19 protein-coding genes are annotated in these 19059 nt (G+C 58.5%); 14 read left to right on the top strand and 5 right to left on the bottom strand.

Going from position 1 to position 19059, the window contains the following annotated elements; all coding sequences use genetic code 11:
* The first annotated feature begins 12 nt into the window (after positions 1-12).
* The 10 genes from ACSBLW_RS10160 (at position 13) to ACSBLW_RS10115 (ending at position 9338) form a co-directional block, all read left to right on the top strand.
* A complete protein-coding gene (locus tag ACSBLW_RS10160) occupies positions 13-1242 on the top strand; it encodes a glycosyltransferase (RefSeq protein WP_435256517.1) in 1230 nt (409 codons plus the stop codon).
* 776 nt (positions 1243-2018) lie between these two features.
* Positions 2019-2273 carry a hypothetical protein gene (locus tag ACSBLW_RS10155; protein ID WP_435256516.1) on the top strand — a complete coding sequence of 85 codons (255 nt, stop codon included), beginning with the start codon at positions 2019-2021 and terminating at the stop codon, positions 2271-2273.
* Between the two features lie 280 nt (positions 2274-2553).
* Positions 2554-3051, top strand: a complete 498-nt coding sequence (locus ACSBLW_RS10150) for a ferredoxin-type protein NapF (RefSeq protein WP_435256515.1) — start codon at positions 2554-2556, stop codon at positions 3049-3051.
* On the top strand, positions 3045-3308 hold the full coding sequence (locus tag ACSBLW_RS10145) for a chaperone NapD (RefSeq protein ID WP_435256514.1): 264 nt from the start codon (positions 3045-3047) through the stop codon (positions 3306-3308). Before ACSBLW_RS10150 ends, ACSBLW_RS10145 begins: the two co-directional genes overlap by 7 nt.
* Positions 3309-3318: 10 nt before the next feature.
* Entirely contained in the window at positions 3319-5808 is a 2490-nt protein-coding gene (napA, locus tag ACSBLW_RS10140; RefSeq protein WP_435256513.1) for a nitrate reductase catalytic subunit NapA, read from the top strand.
* Between the two features lie 26 nt (positions 5809-5834).
* Positions 5835-6665 carry a ferredoxin-type protein NapG gene (napG, locus tag ACSBLW_RS10135; RefSeq protein ID WP_435256512.1) on the top strand — a complete coding sequence of 277 codons (831 nt, stop codon included), beginning with the start codon at positions 5835-5837 and terminating at the stop codon, positions 6663-6665.
* A complete protein-coding gene (gene napH / locus ACSBLW_RS10130) occupies positions 6662-7582 on the top strand; it encodes a quinol dehydrogenase ferredoxin subunit NapH (protein WP_435256511.1) in 921 nt (306 codons plus the stop codon). Before napG ends, napH begins: the two co-directional genes overlap by 4 nt.
* Before the next feature lie 21 nt (positions 7583-7603).
* On the top strand, positions 7604-8044 hold the full coding sequence (locus ACSBLW_RS10125) for a nitrate reductase cytochrome c-type subunit (RefSeq protein ID WP_435256510.1): 441 nt from the start codon (positions 7604-7606) through the stop codon (positions 8042-8044).
* A gap of 24 nt (positions 8045-8068) precedes the next feature.
* The gene (locus tag ACSBLW_RS10120) at positions 8069-8782 is read left to right on the top strand and encodes a NapC/NirT family cytochrome c (RefSeq protein ID WP_435256509.1); all 714 of its coding nucleotides are present in this window, start codon (positions 8069-8071) and stop codon (positions 8780-8782) included.
* A 46-nt stretch (positions 8783-8828) separates the two neighbouring features.
* Positions 8829-9338, top strand: a complete 510-nt coding sequence (locus ACSBLW_RS10115; RefSeq protein ID WP_435256508.1) for a DUF2478 domain-containing protein — start codon at positions 8829-8831, stop codon at positions 9336-9338.
* Between the two features lie 68 nt (positions 9339-9406).
* On the opposite strand, the gene ychF is transcribed toward ACSBLW_RS10115, so the two are convergent.
* On the bottom strand, positions 9407-10504 hold the full coding sequence (ychF, locus tag ACSBLW_RS10110) for a redox-regulated ATPase YchF (RefSeq protein WP_435256507.1): 1098 nt from the start codon (positions 10502-10504) through the stop codon (positions 9407-9409).
* Between the two features lie 193 nt (positions 10505-10697).
* Here ychF and ACSBLW_RS10105 point away from each other — a divergent pair, with 193 nt between their 5' ends.
* A complete protein-coding gene (locus ACSBLW_RS10105) occupies positions 10698-11099 on the top strand; it encodes a c-type cytochrome (RefSeq protein ID WP_435256506.1) in 402 nt (133 codons plus the stop codon).
* A 167-nt stretch (positions 11100-11266) separates the two neighbouring features.
* A complete protein-coding gene (gene trpA / locus ACSBLW_RS10100; RefSeq protein ID WP_435256505.1) occupies positions 11267-12058 on the top strand; it encodes a tryptophan synthase subunit alpha in 792 nt (263 codons plus the stop codon).
* Between the two features lie 68 nt (positions 12059-12126).
* Here trpA and argC read toward each other — a convergent pair whose 3' ends face one another.
* On the bottom strand, positions 12127-13044 hold the full coding sequence (gene argC, locus ACSBLW_RS10095; protein ID WP_435256504.1) for an N-acetyl-gamma-glutamyl-phosphate reductase: 918 nt from the start codon (positions 13042-13044) through the stop codon (positions 12127-12129).
* 168 nt (positions 13045-13212) lie between these two features.
* On the opposite strand from argC, the gene ACSBLW_RS10090 reads away from it, so the two are divergent.
* On the top strand, positions 13213-14376 hold the full coding sequence (locus ACSBLW_RS10090) for an alpha-hydroxy acid oxidase (protein ID WP_435256503.1): 1164 nt from the start codon (positions 13213-13215) through the stop codon (positions 14374-14376).
* A gap of 48 nt (positions 14377-14424) precedes the next feature.
* Here ACSBLW_RS10090 and ACSBLW_RS10085 read toward each other — a convergent pair whose 3' ends face one another.
* Both ACSBLW_RS10085 and pth read right to left on the bottom strand, forming a co-directional pair.
* Positions 14425-16440 (bottom strand): M3 family metallopeptidase, encoded by a 2016-nt coding sequence (locus ACSBLW_RS10085; RefSeq protein ID WP_435256502.1) that lies wholly within the window; start codon positions 16438-16440, stop codon positions 14425-14427.
* 68 nt (positions 16441-16508) lie between these two features.
* Positions 16509-17195 (bottom strand): aminoacyl-tRNA hydrolase, encoded by a 687-nt coding sequence (gene pth / locus ACSBLW_RS10080; protein ID WP_435256501.1) that lies wholly within the window; start codon positions 17193-17195, stop codon positions 16509-16511.
* Between the two features lie 76 nt (positions 17196-17271).
* Between pth and ACSBLW_RS10075 the strand changes: the two genes are divergently transcribed.
* Positions 17272-18279 (top strand): glycosyltransferase family 2 protein, encoded by a 1008-nt coding sequence (locus tag ACSBLW_RS10075; protein WP_435256500.1) that lies wholly within the window; start codon positions 17272-17274, stop codon positions 18277-18279.
* Between the two features lie 147 nt (positions 18280-18426).
* On the opposite strand, the gene ACSBLW_RS10070 is transcribed toward ACSBLW_RS10075, so the two are convergent.
* Positions 18427-19035 carry a 50S ribosomal protein L25/general stress protein Ctc gene (locus tag ACSBLW_RS10070; RefSeq protein WP_435256499.1) on the bottom strand — a complete coding sequence of 203 codons (609 nt, stop codon included), beginning with the start codon at positions 19033-19035 and terminating at the stop codon, positions 18427-18429.
* Positions 19036-19059 lie beyond the last annotated feature (24 nt).

Genomic DNA, 19059 nt, shown 5'->3' with positions numbered 1-19059 from the left:
TCGAGAGGCCAGATGAAGATTCTTTTCCTTCACCAGAACTTTCCCGGCCAATTTCTTTATCTCGCGCCCGAGATGGCGCGGCGCGGGCATGATGTTCTGGCGCTGACAGACTCGAACAATTCCAGACAGTCGACAGTCAAGACGGCTCGCTACAAACACGACGGCATGAAGATCGACCCGGCTCAGACCCGGCTTGGCCGCAACTACACCACGATGAGCGACCGTGGCGTGACGGTGGCCCGGGTTTGCCAGAAAATGCGGGAGCAGGGTTATTATCCCGACGTGATCTTCGGCCATTCCGGTTGGGGCGAGACGCTTTACCTGAAGGAAATCTGGCCCAAGGCAAAGCTGATCGTCTATGCCGAGTTCTATTACATGGGGTCGGGGGCGGATGTCGGCTTTGACACCGAGTTCACCCCCTATGGACTGGATCAGCAGTTGATCGCTGTGGGGCGGGCCGCGCATTTGGGTCAGGCGCTGATCCATGCCGATGCGGGGCTTTCGCCAACCGCTTGGCAGGCCAGCACCTATCCGGCTTCTGTCCGCGGGATGTTGAAGGTCATCCATGACGGCGTGAATTCCGAGGTCATGATCCCCAACCCGCAGGCGACGGTTCAGCTTCCGAACGGGCAGGTGGTCAGGGCGGGGGATGAGGTTCTGACCTTTGTGAACCGCAATCTGGAACCCTATCGCGGCTATCACATCTTCATGCGTGCCTTGCCCGAGATCATGGCGGCGCGACCCAATGCTCAGGTCGTGATCGTCGGCGGGGACGAGGTCAGTTACGGATCGGCGCCGAAAGGGGCCAAGGGGTGGAAAGAGCTGATCCTGTCCGAAGTGCGCGACAAGCTGGACATGAGCCGGGTGCATTTCATGGGCAAGGTCGCCTATCCGGTCTTTGTCAACATCATGCAGGTCAGCCGCGCCCATGCTTACCTGACCTATCCCTTCGTTCTGTCTTGGTCGATGCTGGAATCTATGGCGGCGGGATGTCTGGTTGTCGGGTCAAAAACCTCTCCGGTTGAAGAGGTGTTGACCCATGGAAAAACGGGGCTGCTGGTTGATTTCTTTGATGTGAAGGGCTGGTCAGAGACCCTGATCGAGGCCTTGGCGAACCCCGAAAAATATCAACCGATACGAGAAGCGGCGCGTCAGTTTGCGGTCGAGAATTACGACCTGAAAACGGTCTGCCTGCCAAGGCTGGTAGAGTTCGTCGAGAGCTTTGGCCCTCCCAAAACCTAGCGTCCCCGTCGGGGACGTTTTTTTACCCGTTTGAAATCAGTAACTTGGAAACTCGTTTTAACGGAAAGTTAGCAATTTGCCTGAATTTGGGTTAGGATGAAAAGAGGTGGTCAAGTCAGGTTCTGGGGACGAGGCCTGACCACCCGGCACCACTTACTGTTTACTGAAAGATGTAACGACAGTCGCGGGCTACTATTTACGCGTGAGACAAGGAGCAATCCGTTTGCTGATCCTTACTGTACATTCGTATCGTGCCAGCCCACTGTTACAAAAAAATGGCGGGCCAAAATGCGTTCAGGCCCTAGCCCCCAATAATCCGACGCCGCCGCGAGGGGGTTTCGCGACGGCGTCCCCGTCTGAGACGGGCTAAGCGTAAATCAAAGCAGGTCCGCAAAAAAATTTCTTGTCAGAAACCGATAGCTAATCCCGGCCGTGGCAGCGGAGTCCGGGCTTAAAATATATCTTCTCGGCCAATCAGGCTGACGGTTGGGAGTGCCGATCAAACCAGCCAAATTGCCTGTCTTCGGGGCAGCTATGTCTTTGTTCTCAGTTCCAATGCAGAAAGAACGAGCGAGTAAGGAAAAGGTTCCCTTGGTTTGACGTCAAAGATTATTTTTTGGCGAGGCAGGCGATTGGTCTTGGCGCGTCGCCAGAGTGTGTCGGACCGTGCCATGCCCAAAATGCGGCCAAGGGGTCTTACCAACGGGCGCATTTCCATAATGACTGGCCTTGAGCGGCGTGGCAGTGTTCATCCATTCTCAACAGGAATTGACACAATGATTTGCCGTATCGCCACCATGATCTTTGCCGGTCTTTGGGCCGTTGCTGTCTTTCTTTGGGCCGTTGGAACCTTTGGCTGGTTTGGCCAGCCCACTGATCCGCTTTCGGGCGTCTTTCTGATCCCCTTGGGATTACCATGGACGCTGTTGGCCGATTTGCTGCCCGAATCAAGTTGGACGGTAATGGCGATCCTTGCGCCGGGAGTGAATCTTTTCATCTTGCGGTGGTTGTGTCGGCGCTTCGGGCGCTGACCCGTTTTCCCGCTAAAAATGTCTCAAGAACCACCTTGGAAACGGCTCGCCGTCGGCGGGACAAGATTTGTTGTTCTCCAAAGACTTAGATGGAGTGATCCAAAGGTGATGGAAGTCAGTCTTGGCGCAAAAAAACTAGGCAAGAAATATATAGCAAAAATATAATATTAGCCAAAAAATACTTTCGGGAAAAATCGCCGACATGACTTATGTCAAGTTGCCGATCACGGGGCCGTGTTAGCGAATCTGTCGGAAACGATAGCGAACTGACGAGCCCGCAATGCACCATGATGCTGCAAGACGCGCCTTCCTGACGGGAGCGGCAAAGCCGGAGGAGGGCTGCCTTCTACCCGGTGCGGTTGCAGGATTTTATGACCTTTGCACGCAATGTGGTGCCTGTGCCGGAGCCTGCCCGGAGGAGATTATCTACCGCAGCCCCGATGGGTTTCCGGTGATCAACCCTTGGGCCGGCACCTGCACATTTTGTTCCCTTTGCGCCGTTGCCTGCGAACCAAAGGCCATTCTTCCGGCCAAGGGTTGGGACATGCGCGCGGTTGTGACCGGCGACTGCCTGTCGATGGGCGGAACGACCTGCCGTGCCTGTGAAGACCAATGCGACGAAGGGGCGATCCGGTTTCGGTTGATGACCGGCGGGCGTGCGGCCCCGGTGATCGACATCGACGGCTGCACCGGTTGTTCGTCCTGCGTTTCGTCCTGTCCCGCTGCTGCGATCTCGCTGCGAAAACTCTCTTCCAAACCCGAGGAACTGCCATGCTGAACATTTGCGGCTGTCTGGTCCAGACAGCGCCCGAAAAGGCGCAGGCTGTCATTGCGGCCATAACCCTGATCAATGGCTGTGAGGTTCATGCCTGTGATCAGGGCAGGATCGTCACCACAGTCGAGGATACGGACGAGAAGCGTGCCTCGGACCTTATCATGGAGATGCACCAGATCCCCGGCGTGCTCTCTGTCACCCTCACCTATCACAATTTCGATCAACTCGGCCCCGAACTGGCCGATGCGCCCGTGCGCTGAGGAGGCATAAATGACCATCGAGACATCTCGTCGTTCCCTGTTGAAAGCCACGGCTGCCGCTGTCACGGCATCGGCTGCGGGGATCACCCTTCCTACAGCGGCGACCGCGCAGGTTGGCACGCCCGATATTCGTTGGGACAAGGCGGCCTGTCGGTTCTGCGGCACGGGCTGTTCTGTGCTGGTCGGCACCAAGGATGGCCGCGTGGTGGCGACCCAAGGTGACCCGGAAGCCTCGGTGAACCGGGGTCTGAACTGCATCAAGGGGTATTTCCTGTCGAAGATCATGTACGGCAAGGACCGCCTGACCACGCCCCTGCTGCGCAAGTCGAACGGCGTCTATGACAAGAATGGCGATTTTACTCCGGTCTCATGGGATGAGGCCTTTGATATCATGGCCGAGAAGTTCAAGAAGGCCTTGGCCGAAAAAGGCCCGACCGGGATCGGCATGTTCGGCTCTGGCCAGTGGACGGTCTGGGAGGGCTATGCGGCCGCCAAGCTGATGAAGGCGGGGTTCCGGTCCAACAATATCGACCCGAATGCGCGGCACTGCATGGCCTCTGCCGTGGCGGCCTTTATCCGCACCTTTGGCATCGACGAGCCGATGGGCTGCTATGACGATTTCGAGCACGCAGATACTTTTGTGCTCTGGGGATCGAACATGGCCGAGATGCACCCGATCCTGTGGTCGCGTCTGACCGATACGCGTCTGACAAAGCCGGGTTGCGAAGTGCATGTGCTGTCAACCTATGGGCATCGCAGCTTTGAACTGGCGGATAATGGCATGGTGTTCGTGCCGCAGACCGACCTTGCGATCCTGAATTACATCGCGAATTACATCATTCAGAACGATGCGGTGAACTGGGACTTCGTCAACAAGAACGTCAACTTCACCAAGGCCCAGACGAATATCGGCTATGGTCTGCGCCCGACGCATAAGCTGGAAGAAGGGGTCGACCCCAAGACGACGGGCAAGCTCGATCCCATCACCTTTGACGAATACAAGGCCTATGTGTCGGAATACACTTTGGAAAAAGTGTCGGAACTGTCCGGGGTGCCTGCGGCAAAGCTGGAGCGTCTGGCCCAGCAATATGCCGATCCGAACCGCAAGGTGATGTCGCTGTGGACGATGGGGTTCAACCAGCACACCCGCGGTTCCTGGGTCAATTCGCTGATGTACAATGTGCATTTGCTGGTGGGTAAGATCTCGGAACCCGGCAACTCTCCCTTCTCGCTGACCGGTCAGCCTTCAGCCTGTGGAACGGCGCGTGAGGTGGGCACCTTTGCCCACCGTCTGCCGGCTGATCTGGTGGTGAATAACGAAGAACACCGGGCCTTTTCGGAAAAGCAGTGGAAACTGCCTGCCGGTTTGTTGAACGGCGAAATCGGTGCCCATGCGGTGTTGCAGAACCGCCTGCTGAAGGATGGCAAGATCAACGCCTATTGGGTGCAGTGCAACAACAACATGCAGGCTGCGCCGAACATGAACGAGGAAGGTTATCCCGGTTATCGCAACCCGGAAAACTTTATCGTTGTGTCCGACCCCTATCCGACCGTCACCGCCACCTCGGCTGACCTGATCTTGCCGACGGCAATGTGGGTGGAAAAGGAAGGGGCTTACGGCAATGCCGAACGCCGGACCCAGTTCTGGCGTCAGCAGGTGAAGGCGCCGGGCGAGGCCAAGTCCGACCTGTGGCAATTGATGGAATTTTCCAAGCGCTTTACCACCGATGAGGTCTGGCCCGCCGAGATCTTGGAGGCCAACCCCGACTACAAAGGCAAGTCCCTGTTCGAGGTGCTTTACGGCAATGGGCAGGTCGACAGGTTCCCGCTGAGCGAGACCGCAGAGGGCTTTGACAACGACGAAAGCCAGTACTTTGGCTTTTACGTCCAGAAAGGCCTGTTTGAGGAATATGCCAGCTTTGGCCGGGGCCACGGCCATGACCTTGCCGAGTTCGAAACCTATCACAAGGCGCGCGGTCTGCGCTGGCCGGTCGTCGATGGCAAGGAAACGCTATACCGCTTCCGCGAAGGCTATGACCCCTATGTGAAGACCGGGGAGGGCGTGAAGTTCTACGGCAAGAAGGATGGCAAGGCGAATATCATCTTTGCCCCGTTTGAGCCTGCCGCCGAAGCGCCGGATGCAGATTACGACCTGTGGCTGGTGACGGGCCGGGTGCTGGAGCACTGGCATTCAGGGTCGATGACGCGCCGTGTGCCGGAACTGCACCGCGCCTTCCCGTCAGCGGTGGTCTTTATGCACCCGGATGACGCCAAGGATCGTGGTCTGCGTCGCGGCCAAGAGATCGTGGTGTCAACCCGCCGGGGCGAGGTTCACAGCCGGGTGGAAACCCGGGGCCGCAACAAGATGCCGCGCGGTCTGGTGTTCTTCCCATGGTTCGACGAGGGCCAGTTGGTCAACCAGCTGACACTGGACGCGACCTGCCCGATCTCGAAGGAAACCGACTTCAAGAAATGCGCCTGCAAGATCGAGCGCGCCTGATCGGTTGAAAGAGAGAGACTGAACCCATGTCCGCCCCACAAACGCAACCCAAGGCGATGGACCGCCGCCGCTTCCTTCGGGATGCGGCGCGCGGGGCCGCGGGCTGCGCTGTGGCGGGCATGGGGCTTGGCTGGATCGCCACCGATGCGCGGGCGCTGCCCGCCACGGCGCTGCGCCCGCCGGGGGCACTGGCCGAGGGTGATTTTCTGGCCGCCTGCATTCGTTGCGGATTGTGCGTGCGCGACTGCCCCTATGACACGCTGTCCTTGGCCGAACTGGGGGTAGATGGGGCCGCGACGGGCACTCCGTTCTTTACGGCCCGCGACGTGCCTTGCGAAATGTGTGACGATATTCCTTGCGTCGTTGCCTGCCCGACCGGGGCTTTGGATAAATCCTTGACCTCGATCGACGATGCCCGGATGGGCGTGGCGGTTCTGATCGATCAGGAAAACTGCCTGAACGCTTTGGGTCTGCGTTGCGATGTCTGTTATCGGGTCTGCCCGGTGATCGACAAGGCCATCACGCTGGAGCAGTCGCATAACGAACGTTCCGGCCATCATGCGATCTTTATGCCGACCGTGCATTCCGACTATTGCACGGGCTGCGGCAAATGCGAGAAATCCTGCGTTCTGCCGGATGAAGCCGCGATAAAGGTGCTGCCGGTCCGGCTGGCCCGTGCCTCGGGCGCAGACCATTACAAAAAGGGCTGGGAAGAGCGCGAAGGGATTATCGATGAGTTGATCGACCTGCCCGACCGTCTGCCCGGACCGGGGACGGACAATCTGGCCACGCCCGGCGGCTATGAGGGCGAGTTCGTGCCGAGCTTTCAGCTTCCATCGGCGGGGGCGGCACCATGAGCCTCAAGACCCGTCTTCCCGTTGGACAAGAGGCCATCGCGCAAAAGGGTTGGCTTGGTGCGCACCGTTACCTGATCCTGCGGCGGCTGTCGCAGGCGGGCTTTCTAGGCCTGTTCCTGTTGGGGCCGTGGTTAGGCCTGTGGTGGGTCAAGGGCAACCTTTCCGGTTCGCTGACACTGGATGTTCTGCCGCTGACCGACCCCTTTATCACGCTGCAATCCATTGCCGCCGGGCATTGGCCAGAGATTACCGCGCTGATCGGGGCGGTGATAGTGGGGCTGGCCTATGCGGTGATTGGCGGGCGGGTTTATTGTTCGTGGGTGTGCCCGATCAACCCTGTCACTGATGCGGCAAGCTGGCTGCACGATCGGCTGGGTTTGCAAAAGGGCTGGCAGCCAAAGCGTCAGACCCGTCTGTTCGTCATGGCGATGGTTTTCGGTGTTTCTGCCCTGACGGGCACGATTGCGTGGGAATTCGTCAACCCGGTCTCGATGGCCCATCGCGCCCTGATCTTTGGCGTGGGTTTCGCCTGGGCCTTTGTGATCGGGGTTTTCCTTTTTGATCTGCTTTTGTCGCGGCGCGGCTGGTGTGGGTATCTTTGCCCTGTCGGTGCCTTTTACGGGCTGTTGGGCAAGGGCGCGCTGTTGCGGGTTTCGGCCCTGAACCGTTCGGCCTGTGACGACTGCATGGATTGTTTTGCCGTTTGCCCGGAAATGCAGGTGATCGCGCCCGCCCTGCGGGGGGCCACGGACGAAACGCCACTGATCTTGTCCTCTGACTGCACCAATTGCGGCCGCTGCGTCGATGTCTGCTCGGTCGATGTCTTTACCTTCACACACCGTTTCGATCGGCGCCCCAGTCCCGGGCGCAAGTCGGACATGTCCTCAGATTCGCCCAAGGCCAGCACGGCGGCCTAAGCGGGAAATGGAGAAACCCTGATGAAAAACACCTTTCTTTTCAGCGTGATCATCGCCACGGGGCTGACGGGCCTTGGCTTGGTTGCCATGGCGCAGACCACGGGTTCGGCCCCGGTCGACTCGTTGCGTGGTGGCGATGTGGACGAATATGTTCCGGTCGATGGCGTCTATCATCAGGATGAAAAGCGGTTCAAACGGAACTACCGCCAGCAACCGCCGCTGATCCCGCATTCGATTGACCAATACCAGATCGACCTTGCGGCAAACCAATGCCTTGGCTGCCATGACTGGTCAAAGGCGGGCGAGCGCGGTGCGCCAACGCTGTCGATGACCCATTACATGGACAGGGAAGGCAACCAGTTGGATCAGGTCGCAGGCACCCGTTGGTTCTGCAACCAGTGCCATGTGCCGCAGGCCGATGCTCCGGCTTTGGTGGACAACCTGTTCCAGCCGTCGAACTGACCGCGAAGCGAAGGGTGAACGACCATGTCTGATCAACCGACCTCTTCCCCGCGTCCGGGCCTGATCCGCAGGATCTGGCGCTTTGTCGCCTCTCCGTCGGGGGTATTTTCCTTGGGCTTCCTTTTGGTGATCGGCTTTTTTGCCGGGATCATCTTTTGGGGTGGGTTCCACTGGGCGCTGGAAATGACGAACCGCGAAGAATTCTGCATTGGCTGTCACGAGATGCGGGACAACGTCTATGCCGAATATCAGGGCACGATCCACCAGAACAATCGGTCGGGCGTGCGGGCAACCTGCCCGGATTGCCATGTGCCAAAGGATTGGGGGCCGAAACTGATCCGCAAGGTGCAGGCGACGAAAGAGCTTTATGGCCACTTCATCACGCAGTCGATCTGGACCGAGGAGAAGTTTCAGGAAAAGCGTATCGATCTGGCCTCGAATGAATGGGCGCGGATGAAAAAGACCGATTCAAAGGAATGTCGGAATTGCCATGCTTTTGAATTCATGGACTTTACCTTTCAGGAAAACCGCGCGGCCGAGAGTCATCAGAAAGCACTGGACGATGGCATGACCTGCATCGACTGCCATCAGGGCATCGCCCACAACCTGCCGCCGAACTATCTGGAGGCCTACAAGGATGTGGTCGCCGATCTGGAAGCCCGTGGCGTGATCGAGCCGCCGAAAAGCGATGTTGCTGCGGCCAAGGTTGAAGTCGAGAAATTCCTGAGCAACAACTAACGGAATGGGGCGCCCCGGCGCCCCAAAGCCAAGGAAAGGCGTGCCGATGAAATTCGCTTATGTGATCGCTGCGGAGAACGGGGCCGTGAACCGGGCTTTGTCGGGGCTGGCGATGCAGCTTTTGGACGAAGGCGTGCGGGTGGTTGGAACGACCCAGCATGACACGCCGCGTCCCCGTACCCATGTTTGCGACATGGATGTGCGCGTGCTGCCCGATGGCGATGTGATCCGCATCTCGCAGGATCTGGGGCCGAATTCGCGGGGTTGCCGACTGGATGCGGGGGCGCTGGAGGAAGCGGTGGCCGCAACGATGGCACGTCTGGATGGGGCGGAGTTGTTGGTGATCAACAAATTCGGCAAGCATGAGGCCGATGGGCGCGGGTTCCGCGAAGTGATTGCCGAGGCGATTTCACGCGACATTCCGGTGATCGTTGGCACCAATGGGCTGAATGTCGGGGCGTTCAAGGAATTCTGTGGCGATCAGGCCGTTCCATTGGCCGCCGATACTGCCGTGCTGCTGGATTGGGCGCGACCCTTGCTGCGCCGCGCGGCCTGAGCCAAAGAGGTCAGAAAAGAAAAGGGCGGCCTTGAGCCGCCCTTTGTCATTCGCTGTTGGGTTGGCACTTAGCCATTGAAGAGGAAGTGCAGAACGTCGCCGTCTTTGACTTCATAGGTCTTGCCTTCGACGCGGAACTTGCCTGCTTCCTTGGCCCCGGCCTCGCCCTTGCCAGCGATGTAATCTTCATAGGCAACGGTTTCGGCCCGGATGAAGCCCTTTTCGAAATCGCCATGGATCACGCCTGCGGCCTGCGGGGCGAGCGTGCCTTTGGTGATGGTCCAGGCGCGGGCCTCTTTCGGGCCGACGGTGAAATAGGTTTGCAAGCCCAGCAGTTCGTAACCTGCGCGGATCAGACGGTCGAGACCGGCTTCTTCCAGACCCATTTCGCCAAGGAACATCTCGGCTTCGTCTTCGGCCAACTGGCTTATTTCTTCTTCGATCTTGGCGCTGATCACAACCGAACCCGCGCCCTGCTTGGCGGCCATTTCGGCCACGCGGGCCGATTGGCTGTTGCCATTGGCGGCGCAGGCCTCTTCGACGTTGCAGACGTAAAGGACGGGCTTTGAGGTCAGAAGTTGCAGCATCCGCCACGCTTTCTGGTCATCTGCCGAGACCTGCACGGTGCGGGCGGGCCGGCCCTCTTCCAGCACCTTTTGCGCGACAGCCAGCAGACGGTCTTGTTCCGCGGCCTCTTTGTCATTGCCCTTCAGCTTGCGGGCAAGGTTGGCGCGGCGGCGTTCGATGGATTCAAGGTCCGCCAGCATCAATTCGGTTTCGATGGTTTCGGCATCGGCCACGGGGTCGATCCGGCCTTCGACATGGGTGATGTCGCCATCTTCAAAACAACGCAGCACATGGGCAATGGCGTCGCATTCGCGGATATTGGCAAGGAACTGGTTGCCAAGGCCTTCGCCTTTGGACGCGCCGCGCACAAGGCCCGCGATATCAACAAAGGTCATCCGCGTCGGGATAATCTGCTTTGATCCGGCAATGGCGGCCAGCTTGTCCAGACGGGCGTCCGGCACGGCCACTTCGCCCACATTGGGTTCAATGGTGCAGAAAGGGAAGTTTGCGGCCTGTGCAGCCGCCGTGCGCGTCAGCGCGTTGAAAAGGGTCGATTTGCCCACGTTCGGCAAGCCGACAATACCCATCTTGAAGCCCATGGCTTCCTCCAGTCTGAATTTGCCCCCTCATAGGCACATCGGTCTTCGAAGCGCAAGTTTGAAGCGCCCGTGGCCAGCCTGATCAGTTGATTCAAGTCAACGACGCCACAGAAGAACACATGCAGGCTGGTGAATGCAAGGTAGGCAACGACTGCCTTGCTGGACAGAAACTACAGCTAAAGGAGTGACTGGAATGAATATGTTTGCTCGGTTCTCAGTGTTGCCTCTGCTGTTTTTTTGCCTTCCCGCGCAGGCCCAGAATGTTGAGGCAGGGCGCATGTTGTTTGAGCAGTCTTGTGCAGGCTGTCACGGGGCCAATGGTGATGGAGGGGGAGAGATCTCGAAAATCCTCAGCGTCGAGACACCTGATCTGACCCAACTTTCGGCGCATAATGACGGCAAGTTTCCGATGCTGTCAGTCATCCACATCATAGATGGCAGAACGGGGGTTCGGGGGCATGGCGGTGTAATGCCCGTCTTTGGCGCGATTTACACCCAAAGCTCTGCGACCCAAGGTGAGGATTATGGATCGGTCATTGAGGTGCATGGCCGCATTCTGTCCTTGGCGCTCTTTCTGGAGTCGATTCAGAAGTAGCCTTGACCCAAAAGAACCGGCGATGCGTGATGGACAGAGACAGGCCTCTTTGCTGCACGCATCGCGCCTTTCGACCGTGAAGGTAGACGGCCCATGTTGTGTGGGCCATTGATTTTCCGCCCTTACCCGTGCAAACCGCTGTGCGAGACAAAAGGGACGGGCCAGCCATGACCAGAATCGATGACACCTTTGCACGCCTGAAGGCCGAGGGGAAAAAGGGCTTTGTCGCCTATATCATGGCGGGAGACCCGGATAAGGCCACGTCGCTGGAAGTGATGAAGGGTCTGCCTGGGGCGGGTGTCGACGTGATCGAGTTGGGGATGCCCTTTACCGACCCTATGGCCGATGGCCCGACCATCCAGTTGGCCGGTCAACGTGCGCTGGAAGCCGGGCAAACGCTGGAAGGCACGCTGCAGATGGTGCGCGACTTCCGCAAGGAAGATAAGACCACGCCGATCGTGATGATGGGCTATTACAACCCGATCTATTCGCGCGGCGTTGATCGCTTTCTGGCTGACGCGAAAGAAGCGGGGATTGACGGTTTGATCGTCGTTGACCTGCCGCCCGAGGAAGACAGTGAGCTGTGTCTGCCGGCCAAAGAGGCGGGGCTGAATTTCATTCGACTGGCCACGCCCACGACCGATGACAAGCGCCTGCCCAAGGTTCTGCAAAACACCTCTGGCTTCGTCTATTACGTCTCGATCACCGGGATCACCGGGGCCGCTGCCGCGCAAGCCGCCGATGTTGCGCCGGAAGTTTCGCGCATCAAGGCCTCGACCGATCTGCCGGTGATCGTGGGCTTTGGCATCCGGACGCCGGAAACCGCAAAGGCGATTGCAGGTGTGGCCGATGGCTGCGTGGTGGGATCGGCAATCGTGAAGATGATCGAGCAAAAGCGGTCCGTCGCAGATATTCTGGCCTTTGTGCGCGGCTTGGCCGAGGGCGCGCATCGCGCCTGAAATAGGTCTTGATCAATGAAAAAGGCCCGCTGTTTTGGCGGGCCTTTGTCGTTTCTGGCAAGGGGTGGTCAGAGACCTGCACCCTCATCCATGCCCAACATCAGGTTCAGGTTCTGCACCGCTGCGCCCGACGCACCTTTGCCAAGGTTATCAAGGCAGGCCATCAGAACCAGTCTCTCACCATCGGCAGAGGCATGAACCGACAGGTCCATGTAATTCGTGCCATTCAGCCGTTCGGGATTGGCGCGGGCGCCGGGCACCGATGGATCAACGACGCGGACGAATTGTGCGTCCGCATAATGGGCGGCCAGTGCGTCTTGGAACTGAGCGGCGGTTTGGCCTGCGCTCAGGTGCAGCGGGATCTGGACGATCATGCCCTGTTCGTATTTGCCGACCGAAGGGATGAAGATCGGTTTCCGCGTCAGACCGACATGGGTCACGATTTCCGGCAGATGCTTGTGTTTGTGATCCAGGCCATAAACGAACTGGCTGCCAGCCGTCCCGGCCTCGAACTCGGCGATCAGCGCTTTGCCGCCACCAGAATAGCCGGAAACACCGTTGATCGTCAGGCCCGCATCCTTGGCGATCAGGCCGGCCTTGACCAAGGGAGCAAGAAGACCAATCGCGCAGGTGGACCAGCAGCCGGGGTTCGACACCAGTTTCGCGGCCACGATCCGTGCCCGCTGGTTAGCGGAAAGCTCTGGGAAACCAAAGGCCCAATCGGGGTTGACCCGATGCGCGGTTGACGCGTCGATGATCCGCACCGGCAAATCAGCGGCAAGCGCAGCCGATTCCTTTGCAGCCTCATCCGGCAGGCAAAGAATGGCGACATCGGCCTCGGAATAGGCTTCGCGGCGGGCCTCGGGGTCTTTGCGGCGGTCAGGCGCGATCTGGATCAGGCGAATGTCGTCGCGCTTGATCAGACGATCCCGGATCTGCAATCCGGTCGTGCCCACTTCACCGTCGATAAAGACCTTGGCTGCCATCGAACTTCCTTTCGTTTTCGGACCTTGCTCCTACACCATCCGCTTGACGCAAGCCATAGTCGTGCCAACAGATGTGACATGTCCGCGCAAACTGCGGGTTTGAATTGCCATTAATGCGCGAAATTGGTAACAAACACTTACCAAAATAGCGGAAATCGCGAGGGACCCATGCCAGTAATCACCTGTATCGACGATCTGAAGCGTCTGCATCGTCGGCGCACGCCGAAGATGTTCTACGATTACGCGGAATCGGGCAGCTATACCGAGCAGACCTTCCGTGAAAACACCTCGGATTTCGCGGATCTGCGTCTGCGCCAAAAGGTGGCGGTCGATATGTCGGGCCGCTCGACTGCCAGCACGATGGCGGGGTTTCCTGTGTCGATGCCCGTCGCTTTGGCCCCGGTGGGCCTGACCGGGATGCAGGCCGCCGATGGTGAGATCAAGGCCGCCCGTGCCGCAGCGAAATTTGGCGTCCCCTTTACCCTTTCCACCATGTCCATCTGTTCGATCGAGGATGTGGCCGCGAATTCCCCGGCGCCATTCTGGTTTCAGCTTTATGTGATGCAGGACGAAGATTTCGTGGATCGGATCATCCAGCGTGCAAAAGATGCGAAGTGCAGCGCATTGGTTCTGACGCTTGATCTGCAAATTCTTGGCCAGCGGCACAAGGATCTGAAGAATGGGCTTTCTGCGCCGCCAAAGCTGACCCTGCCGGTTCTTTTAGATCTGGCTACGAAGTGGGGTTGGGGCCTTGAGATGCTGGGAACCAAGCGCCGTCAATTTGGCAATATCGTCGGGCATGTCAAAGGGGTGGGGGATACCTCCAGCCTGATGAGCTGGATTTCGGATCAATTTGACCCACAGCTTGATTGGGCCAAGATTGCCCGTATCCGCGACCAGTGGGGAGGCAAGTTCATTCTGAAGGGCATTCTGGACGAGGATGATGCCCGCAAGGCCGCCGAGTTTGGCGCCGACGCCATTATCGTTTCGAACCACGGCGGACGTCAGTTGGACGGTGCGTTGTCGTCCATCCGGATGTTGCCGCGTATCGTTGACGCAGTTGGTGACAAGGTTGAAGTCTGGATGGATTCCGGCATTCGGTCGGGTCAAGACGTGCTGAAGGCGCTTGCGATGGGGGCCAAGGGCACCATGATCGGTCGCAGCTACATTTACGGTCTGGGCGCTATGGGCGAGGCTGGCGTCACAAAGGCGCTGGAGGTCATCCGCAAGGAACTTGATACCACCATGGCCCTGTGTGGTGAGCGCGATGTGAAAGACCTTGGTCGCCACAACCTATTGATCCCGAAAAACTTCTCGGGCGATTGGTCGTAACGGCACTGCCAGATGAAAACGGGCCCGCTTGGGCCCGTTTTGTTTTGCCTAGGCCGTGTCCAAAAGTCCGCGCCCTTTGAGCAGCGCCTCGACCCCCGGCATCTTGCCCCGGAATTTCAGGTAAAGCTCTTCTGCTTCTTCCGATCCGCCTGCAGACAGGATGTACTTTTCCAAGCGCGATGCGGTTTCGGGGTCAAAGGGGTTGCCGGTTTCTTCAAAGGCCGCAAAGGCATCGGCATCCATGACTTCCGACCACATGTAGGAATAATAGCCCGAGGAATAGCCGTCGCCCGAGAAGACATGGGCGAAATGCGGCGTGGCGTGGCGCATGCGAATGGCGCGCGGCATGCCAAGCGCTTCCAGCACTTCGGCCTGCTTTTGCATCGGGTCAGCGGGGGCTTTGCCCACATGAAACTCCAGATCGACCATGGCACTTGCGACGAATTCCACGGTGGCAAACCCCTGATCATAGGTGCCAGCAGCCAACAGCCGTTCCAGCATGTCGGTGGGCATTGGTTCACCCGTCTGCCAGTGCTTTGCATGGGCTTCCAGAACTTGCGGAACTTCCAGCCAGTGTTCGTAAAGCTGGCTTGGCAATTCCACGAAATCACGGGCGACAGAGGTGCCCGAGATGAAGCCATGCGTCACATCTGACAGCATCTGGTGCAATGCATGGCCGAATTCGTGGAACAGGGTTCGCGCGTCGTCATAAGAAAGAAGGGTGGGCTCACCTTTGGCAAAGTTGCAGACGTTCACAACGATGGGTCGCACATCGCCGCCCAATTTGCGCTGTGACCGCATAGCTGAACACCACGCGCCCGACCGTTTGGACGAGCGGGCATGATAGTCGCCAAGGAAAACGGCAATATGCTGGCCAGCGCGGGTGACGTTCCAGCCACGCACATCGGGGTGATAGAAGGGGCCGTCGATTTCGGCGAATTCCAGCCCGAAAAGGCGTGAGGCACAATCGAACATCGCCCCCAGCATGGCATCCAAGGCGAGATAGGGCTTCAGCCCAGCCTCATCGAGGTCATGTTCTGCCTTGCGCCGCTTTTCGGAATAATAGCGCCAGTCCCAGGGTTCGAGCGGGGCGGTCAGACCGTCCGCTTTCAGCATTCCTTCCAGAATGGCCGCATCTTCCAGGGCCTTGGCCTTTGCCGGGGCCCAGACGGCCATAAGGAGATCGCGCACAGCCTGTGGGGTTTTGGCCATTTCCGGTTCCAGCTTGAAATCGGCAAAGCTGTTATAACCCAATAGCTTGGCCCGTTCTTCCCGCAGCGCAAGTATCTCGGCCGCGATGGCGCGGTTGTCGTGGTCATTGCCGTTGGCGCCGCGGGCAACCCATGCCTCATAGGCTTTTTGGCGCAGGTCGCGGCGAGGCGAGAATTGCAGGAAGGGGACAATCAGCGAGCGGTTCAGGGTGACCACCGGGCCGGGGCGGTCGCGTTCTTTTCCGGCGGCGCGGGCAGAGCCGATGACGAAATCCGGCAAACCTTCCAGATCGGTTTCGGACAGGTCCATGAACCAGTCACGCTCATCCGCCAGAAGGTTCTGGCCAAACTGGGTGCCAAGGACGGCAAGGCGAGATTTCACCTCGGTTAGACGATCTGCCTCTTGGCCTTCCAACAGCGCGCCCGAGCGGACAAACATGCGGCGATACAGCGTCAGGACGCGCATTTGTTCGACATCCAGATCCAGCGAGTCTCGCCCTTGCCACAGGGTTTCAATGCGCGAAAACAAGGCCTTGTTGTTAGTCACCTCACTGGCAAAGGCGCTCATCTTCGGGGCCAGATCACGCATCAGCGCCTCACGCGCGTCATTCGAATCCGCGCCCGCAAGGTTGTAGAAAACCCCCGAAACCCGGTCGAGCAGGGCTTCGGCAACTTCCATTGCCGCGATAGTATTGGCATAGGTCGGCGGTTCAGGCGACCCGGCAATGGCCGCGATATTGGCCCGCGCTTCGGCGAGTGCCGCATCGAAGGCTGGCGCGAAATCGCTGTCCTTGATTTCGGCAAACGGGGGCAGGCCAAAGGGGGTGGTCCAATTGGACAAGAGCGCGTTCATGGGAAATCTCCTTTGGCAAGGAAGCTAGGCATCGCCAAAGGAAAGGTCCAGTGCCGGGCTACGCAAGCTTATTTGAACTTGTCCAAAAGCTTTTGCATCGGGCTGCGGGTGTCCTCGGCCTGAGGTTCGGCAGGTTTTGCAGGCTTTTCAACGGCTTCCTTCTTTTCCGTTGATCCCGACGACCGCGGCGGTGCGGTGCGGAGGGCAACCGCATTCATGAATTTCGCGCTATCACCCGCGGCAAGGGACGTTGCGCCGTCTGAAATGCCGCGCAGCAGGTCGTCCAGCCAATCCTGATCGGCCTTGGCGAAATCGTGCAGCACATAGGCCGCGACCGCATCTTTGTGACCGGGGTGGCCGATGCCCAGACGAACACGGCCGTAGGCCTCGCCGATATGGGCGTGGATGGACCGCAAGCCATTGTGGCCCGCATGCCCGCCGCCCTGTTTCACACGGCATTTGCCGGGGGCAAGGTCCAACTCATCATGGAAAACCACCAGATCGGCGGGGGTCAACTTGTAGAAATCCAGCGCTGCGCGAACCGCCTCACCCGACAGGTTCATGAAGGTCATGGGTTTGAGAAGTAACATTTTTTCGCTGCCCAAGCGGCCTTCGCTGACCTCGGCCTTAAAGGCTTTGCGCCACGGGCCAAAGCCGTGATCCGCGGCTATGCGATCCAGCGCCATGAAGCCGATGTTGTGGCGGTTGCCTGCATATTTCGGTCCCGGATTTCCCAAGCCCACAAAGAGTTTCATCGCGTTCTCCTGCCGTTGACCTTCCTTGACGAACCGCAAGCCAACCGTCAAGCATCAGGGAGAAATTGGGGGTTCCATGCGGTTTTGCGTTGTCTGTTCCGTTCGCAATGAAGGTGCGTTTCTGGTGGAATGGATCACCTGGTATCGCATGTTGGGCTTTGACGACATCGTGGTCGTGACCAATGACTGCACCGACCATTCGATGCAAATGCTTGATTTATTGCAGGAAAAAGGTTGGATCACGCATCTGCGGCATGAGGTGGAAGACGGGGTCCAGATCACGTCAAAGAAACTGCTGGCCGCAAAAGACCTGCCTCAGGTTCGAGAGGCGGATTGGGTTCTGGTCTGCGATGTGGATGAGTTTCTGGTCATTCACAAAGGGCAGGGAAAGATCACCGATCTGATCCCGCAAGACGCTGATTTCCTTGGAATGTCGATCAATTGGAAGGTCTTTGGCACCTCGGGAAACGAAACCTATGAAGATGGTTTGGTGCATCGGCAATTCACGCTTTCGGCGCCAAGCGAAGACCCCACTTCGACTTGGGTAAAATCCATTCACAGCCATGCGGATTGGTTCCGAAAGTTGGGGGAGCATGGGCCTAAGAGGTTGATTCCAAAGCATTCCAAGCGTTGGGGTCAGCCGGGAATGCGATGGGTGGATGCGAGCGGCAAGACCCTGCATGACTGGCACCCTGACAGCGAGTATTTGCGGCGGGTGCACCCGGAGCGACAGGATCATTCAGCGGCGCAGATGAACCATTACATGGTGCGATCCGAGGAAAGCTATGGGCTGAAAAAGGGCTCACTTTCGCCGGTTGCGGGCAAGGATCGTTACACTGACGCCTTTTTTGAACGCTATAATAAAAATGAAATCAAAGACTTGAGCGCATTTCGCTATGAGGCGGAGTTTGACCGCCTTTATGCCGAAGCAGTGGCCATTCCGGGCCTTGCGGCGCTGCATCACCAGTGTTGTGCCGATTATCTGGGGCGGATCGCGGCCAAATCTGACAGGCGGGCAGAGGATGATCCGCGCTATCTGGCGCATCTGGAACGCGTCGCCGCGCTGGGCGGATTGCCCGGCTGAACGGGGGGGAAGGCCCCGTGTGCAAAGCGTGGTTTTTGCGTGGTGTTTCCGTAGTGCATCCGTGACCACATCCGAAAACGCCAAGCCGGATTGAAAAAGGCGCGGCCGGTTGCCCGGTCGCGCCTTTCTGTCCGAAACGGCAGAGGATTATTCCTCAGCAGCCTCTTCGTTGTCAGCCGAACGCAGGCCCGAAGGCGCCGCGATGTTGGCGATCACGAAGTTACGGTTGATGGTCGGCTTTGCGCCAGCCGGCAGTTCGATGTCGTTGATGTGGATCACATCGCCGATTTGCTTGCCGGTCAGGTCCACAGTGATGTGATCCGGAATGTCACCAGCGGTGACTTCCAGTTCGACTTCGGGACGCACGATCGTCAGGGTGCCGCCGCGCTTGATGCCCGGGGCCTTGTCGGCGTTGTCGAAGTTCACATGGATGAACAGGTTGATGCGCGAGGTGCGACGCAGGCGCATGAAGTCGACGTGGGTCGGAAGATCCTTGACCACATCGCGCTGAACGCCGCGGCAGATTACGCGGACGTCTTCCTGACCTTCAACCTTCAGGTTGAACAGCGTCGAAAGGAAACGACCCTTCTTCAGGCGCGTCAGGAGGTAGTTGTATTTGATGTTGATCGGAAGCGGTTCAGCACCACCACCGTAAACAATACCGGGTACGAGTTGCTCACGACGAGCTTGACGAGCGGCCCCCTTGCCTGTCCCCGTCCGTACCTCGGCGATCAGATCAGGGATCTCACCAGCCATTTTAGGTCTCCATAGGTTTGAGTC

The sequence above is a fragment of the Thioclava sp. FR2 genome (assembly GCF_051200875.1).
In the GTDB taxonomy this organism is placed as follows: Bacteria; Pseudomonadota; Alphaproteobacteria; order Rhodobacterales; family Rhodobacteraceae; genus Pseudotabrizicola.
Note: the sequence above shows the minus strand (reverse complement) of the source record. Positions and strands in the feature narration are given on the sequence as shown.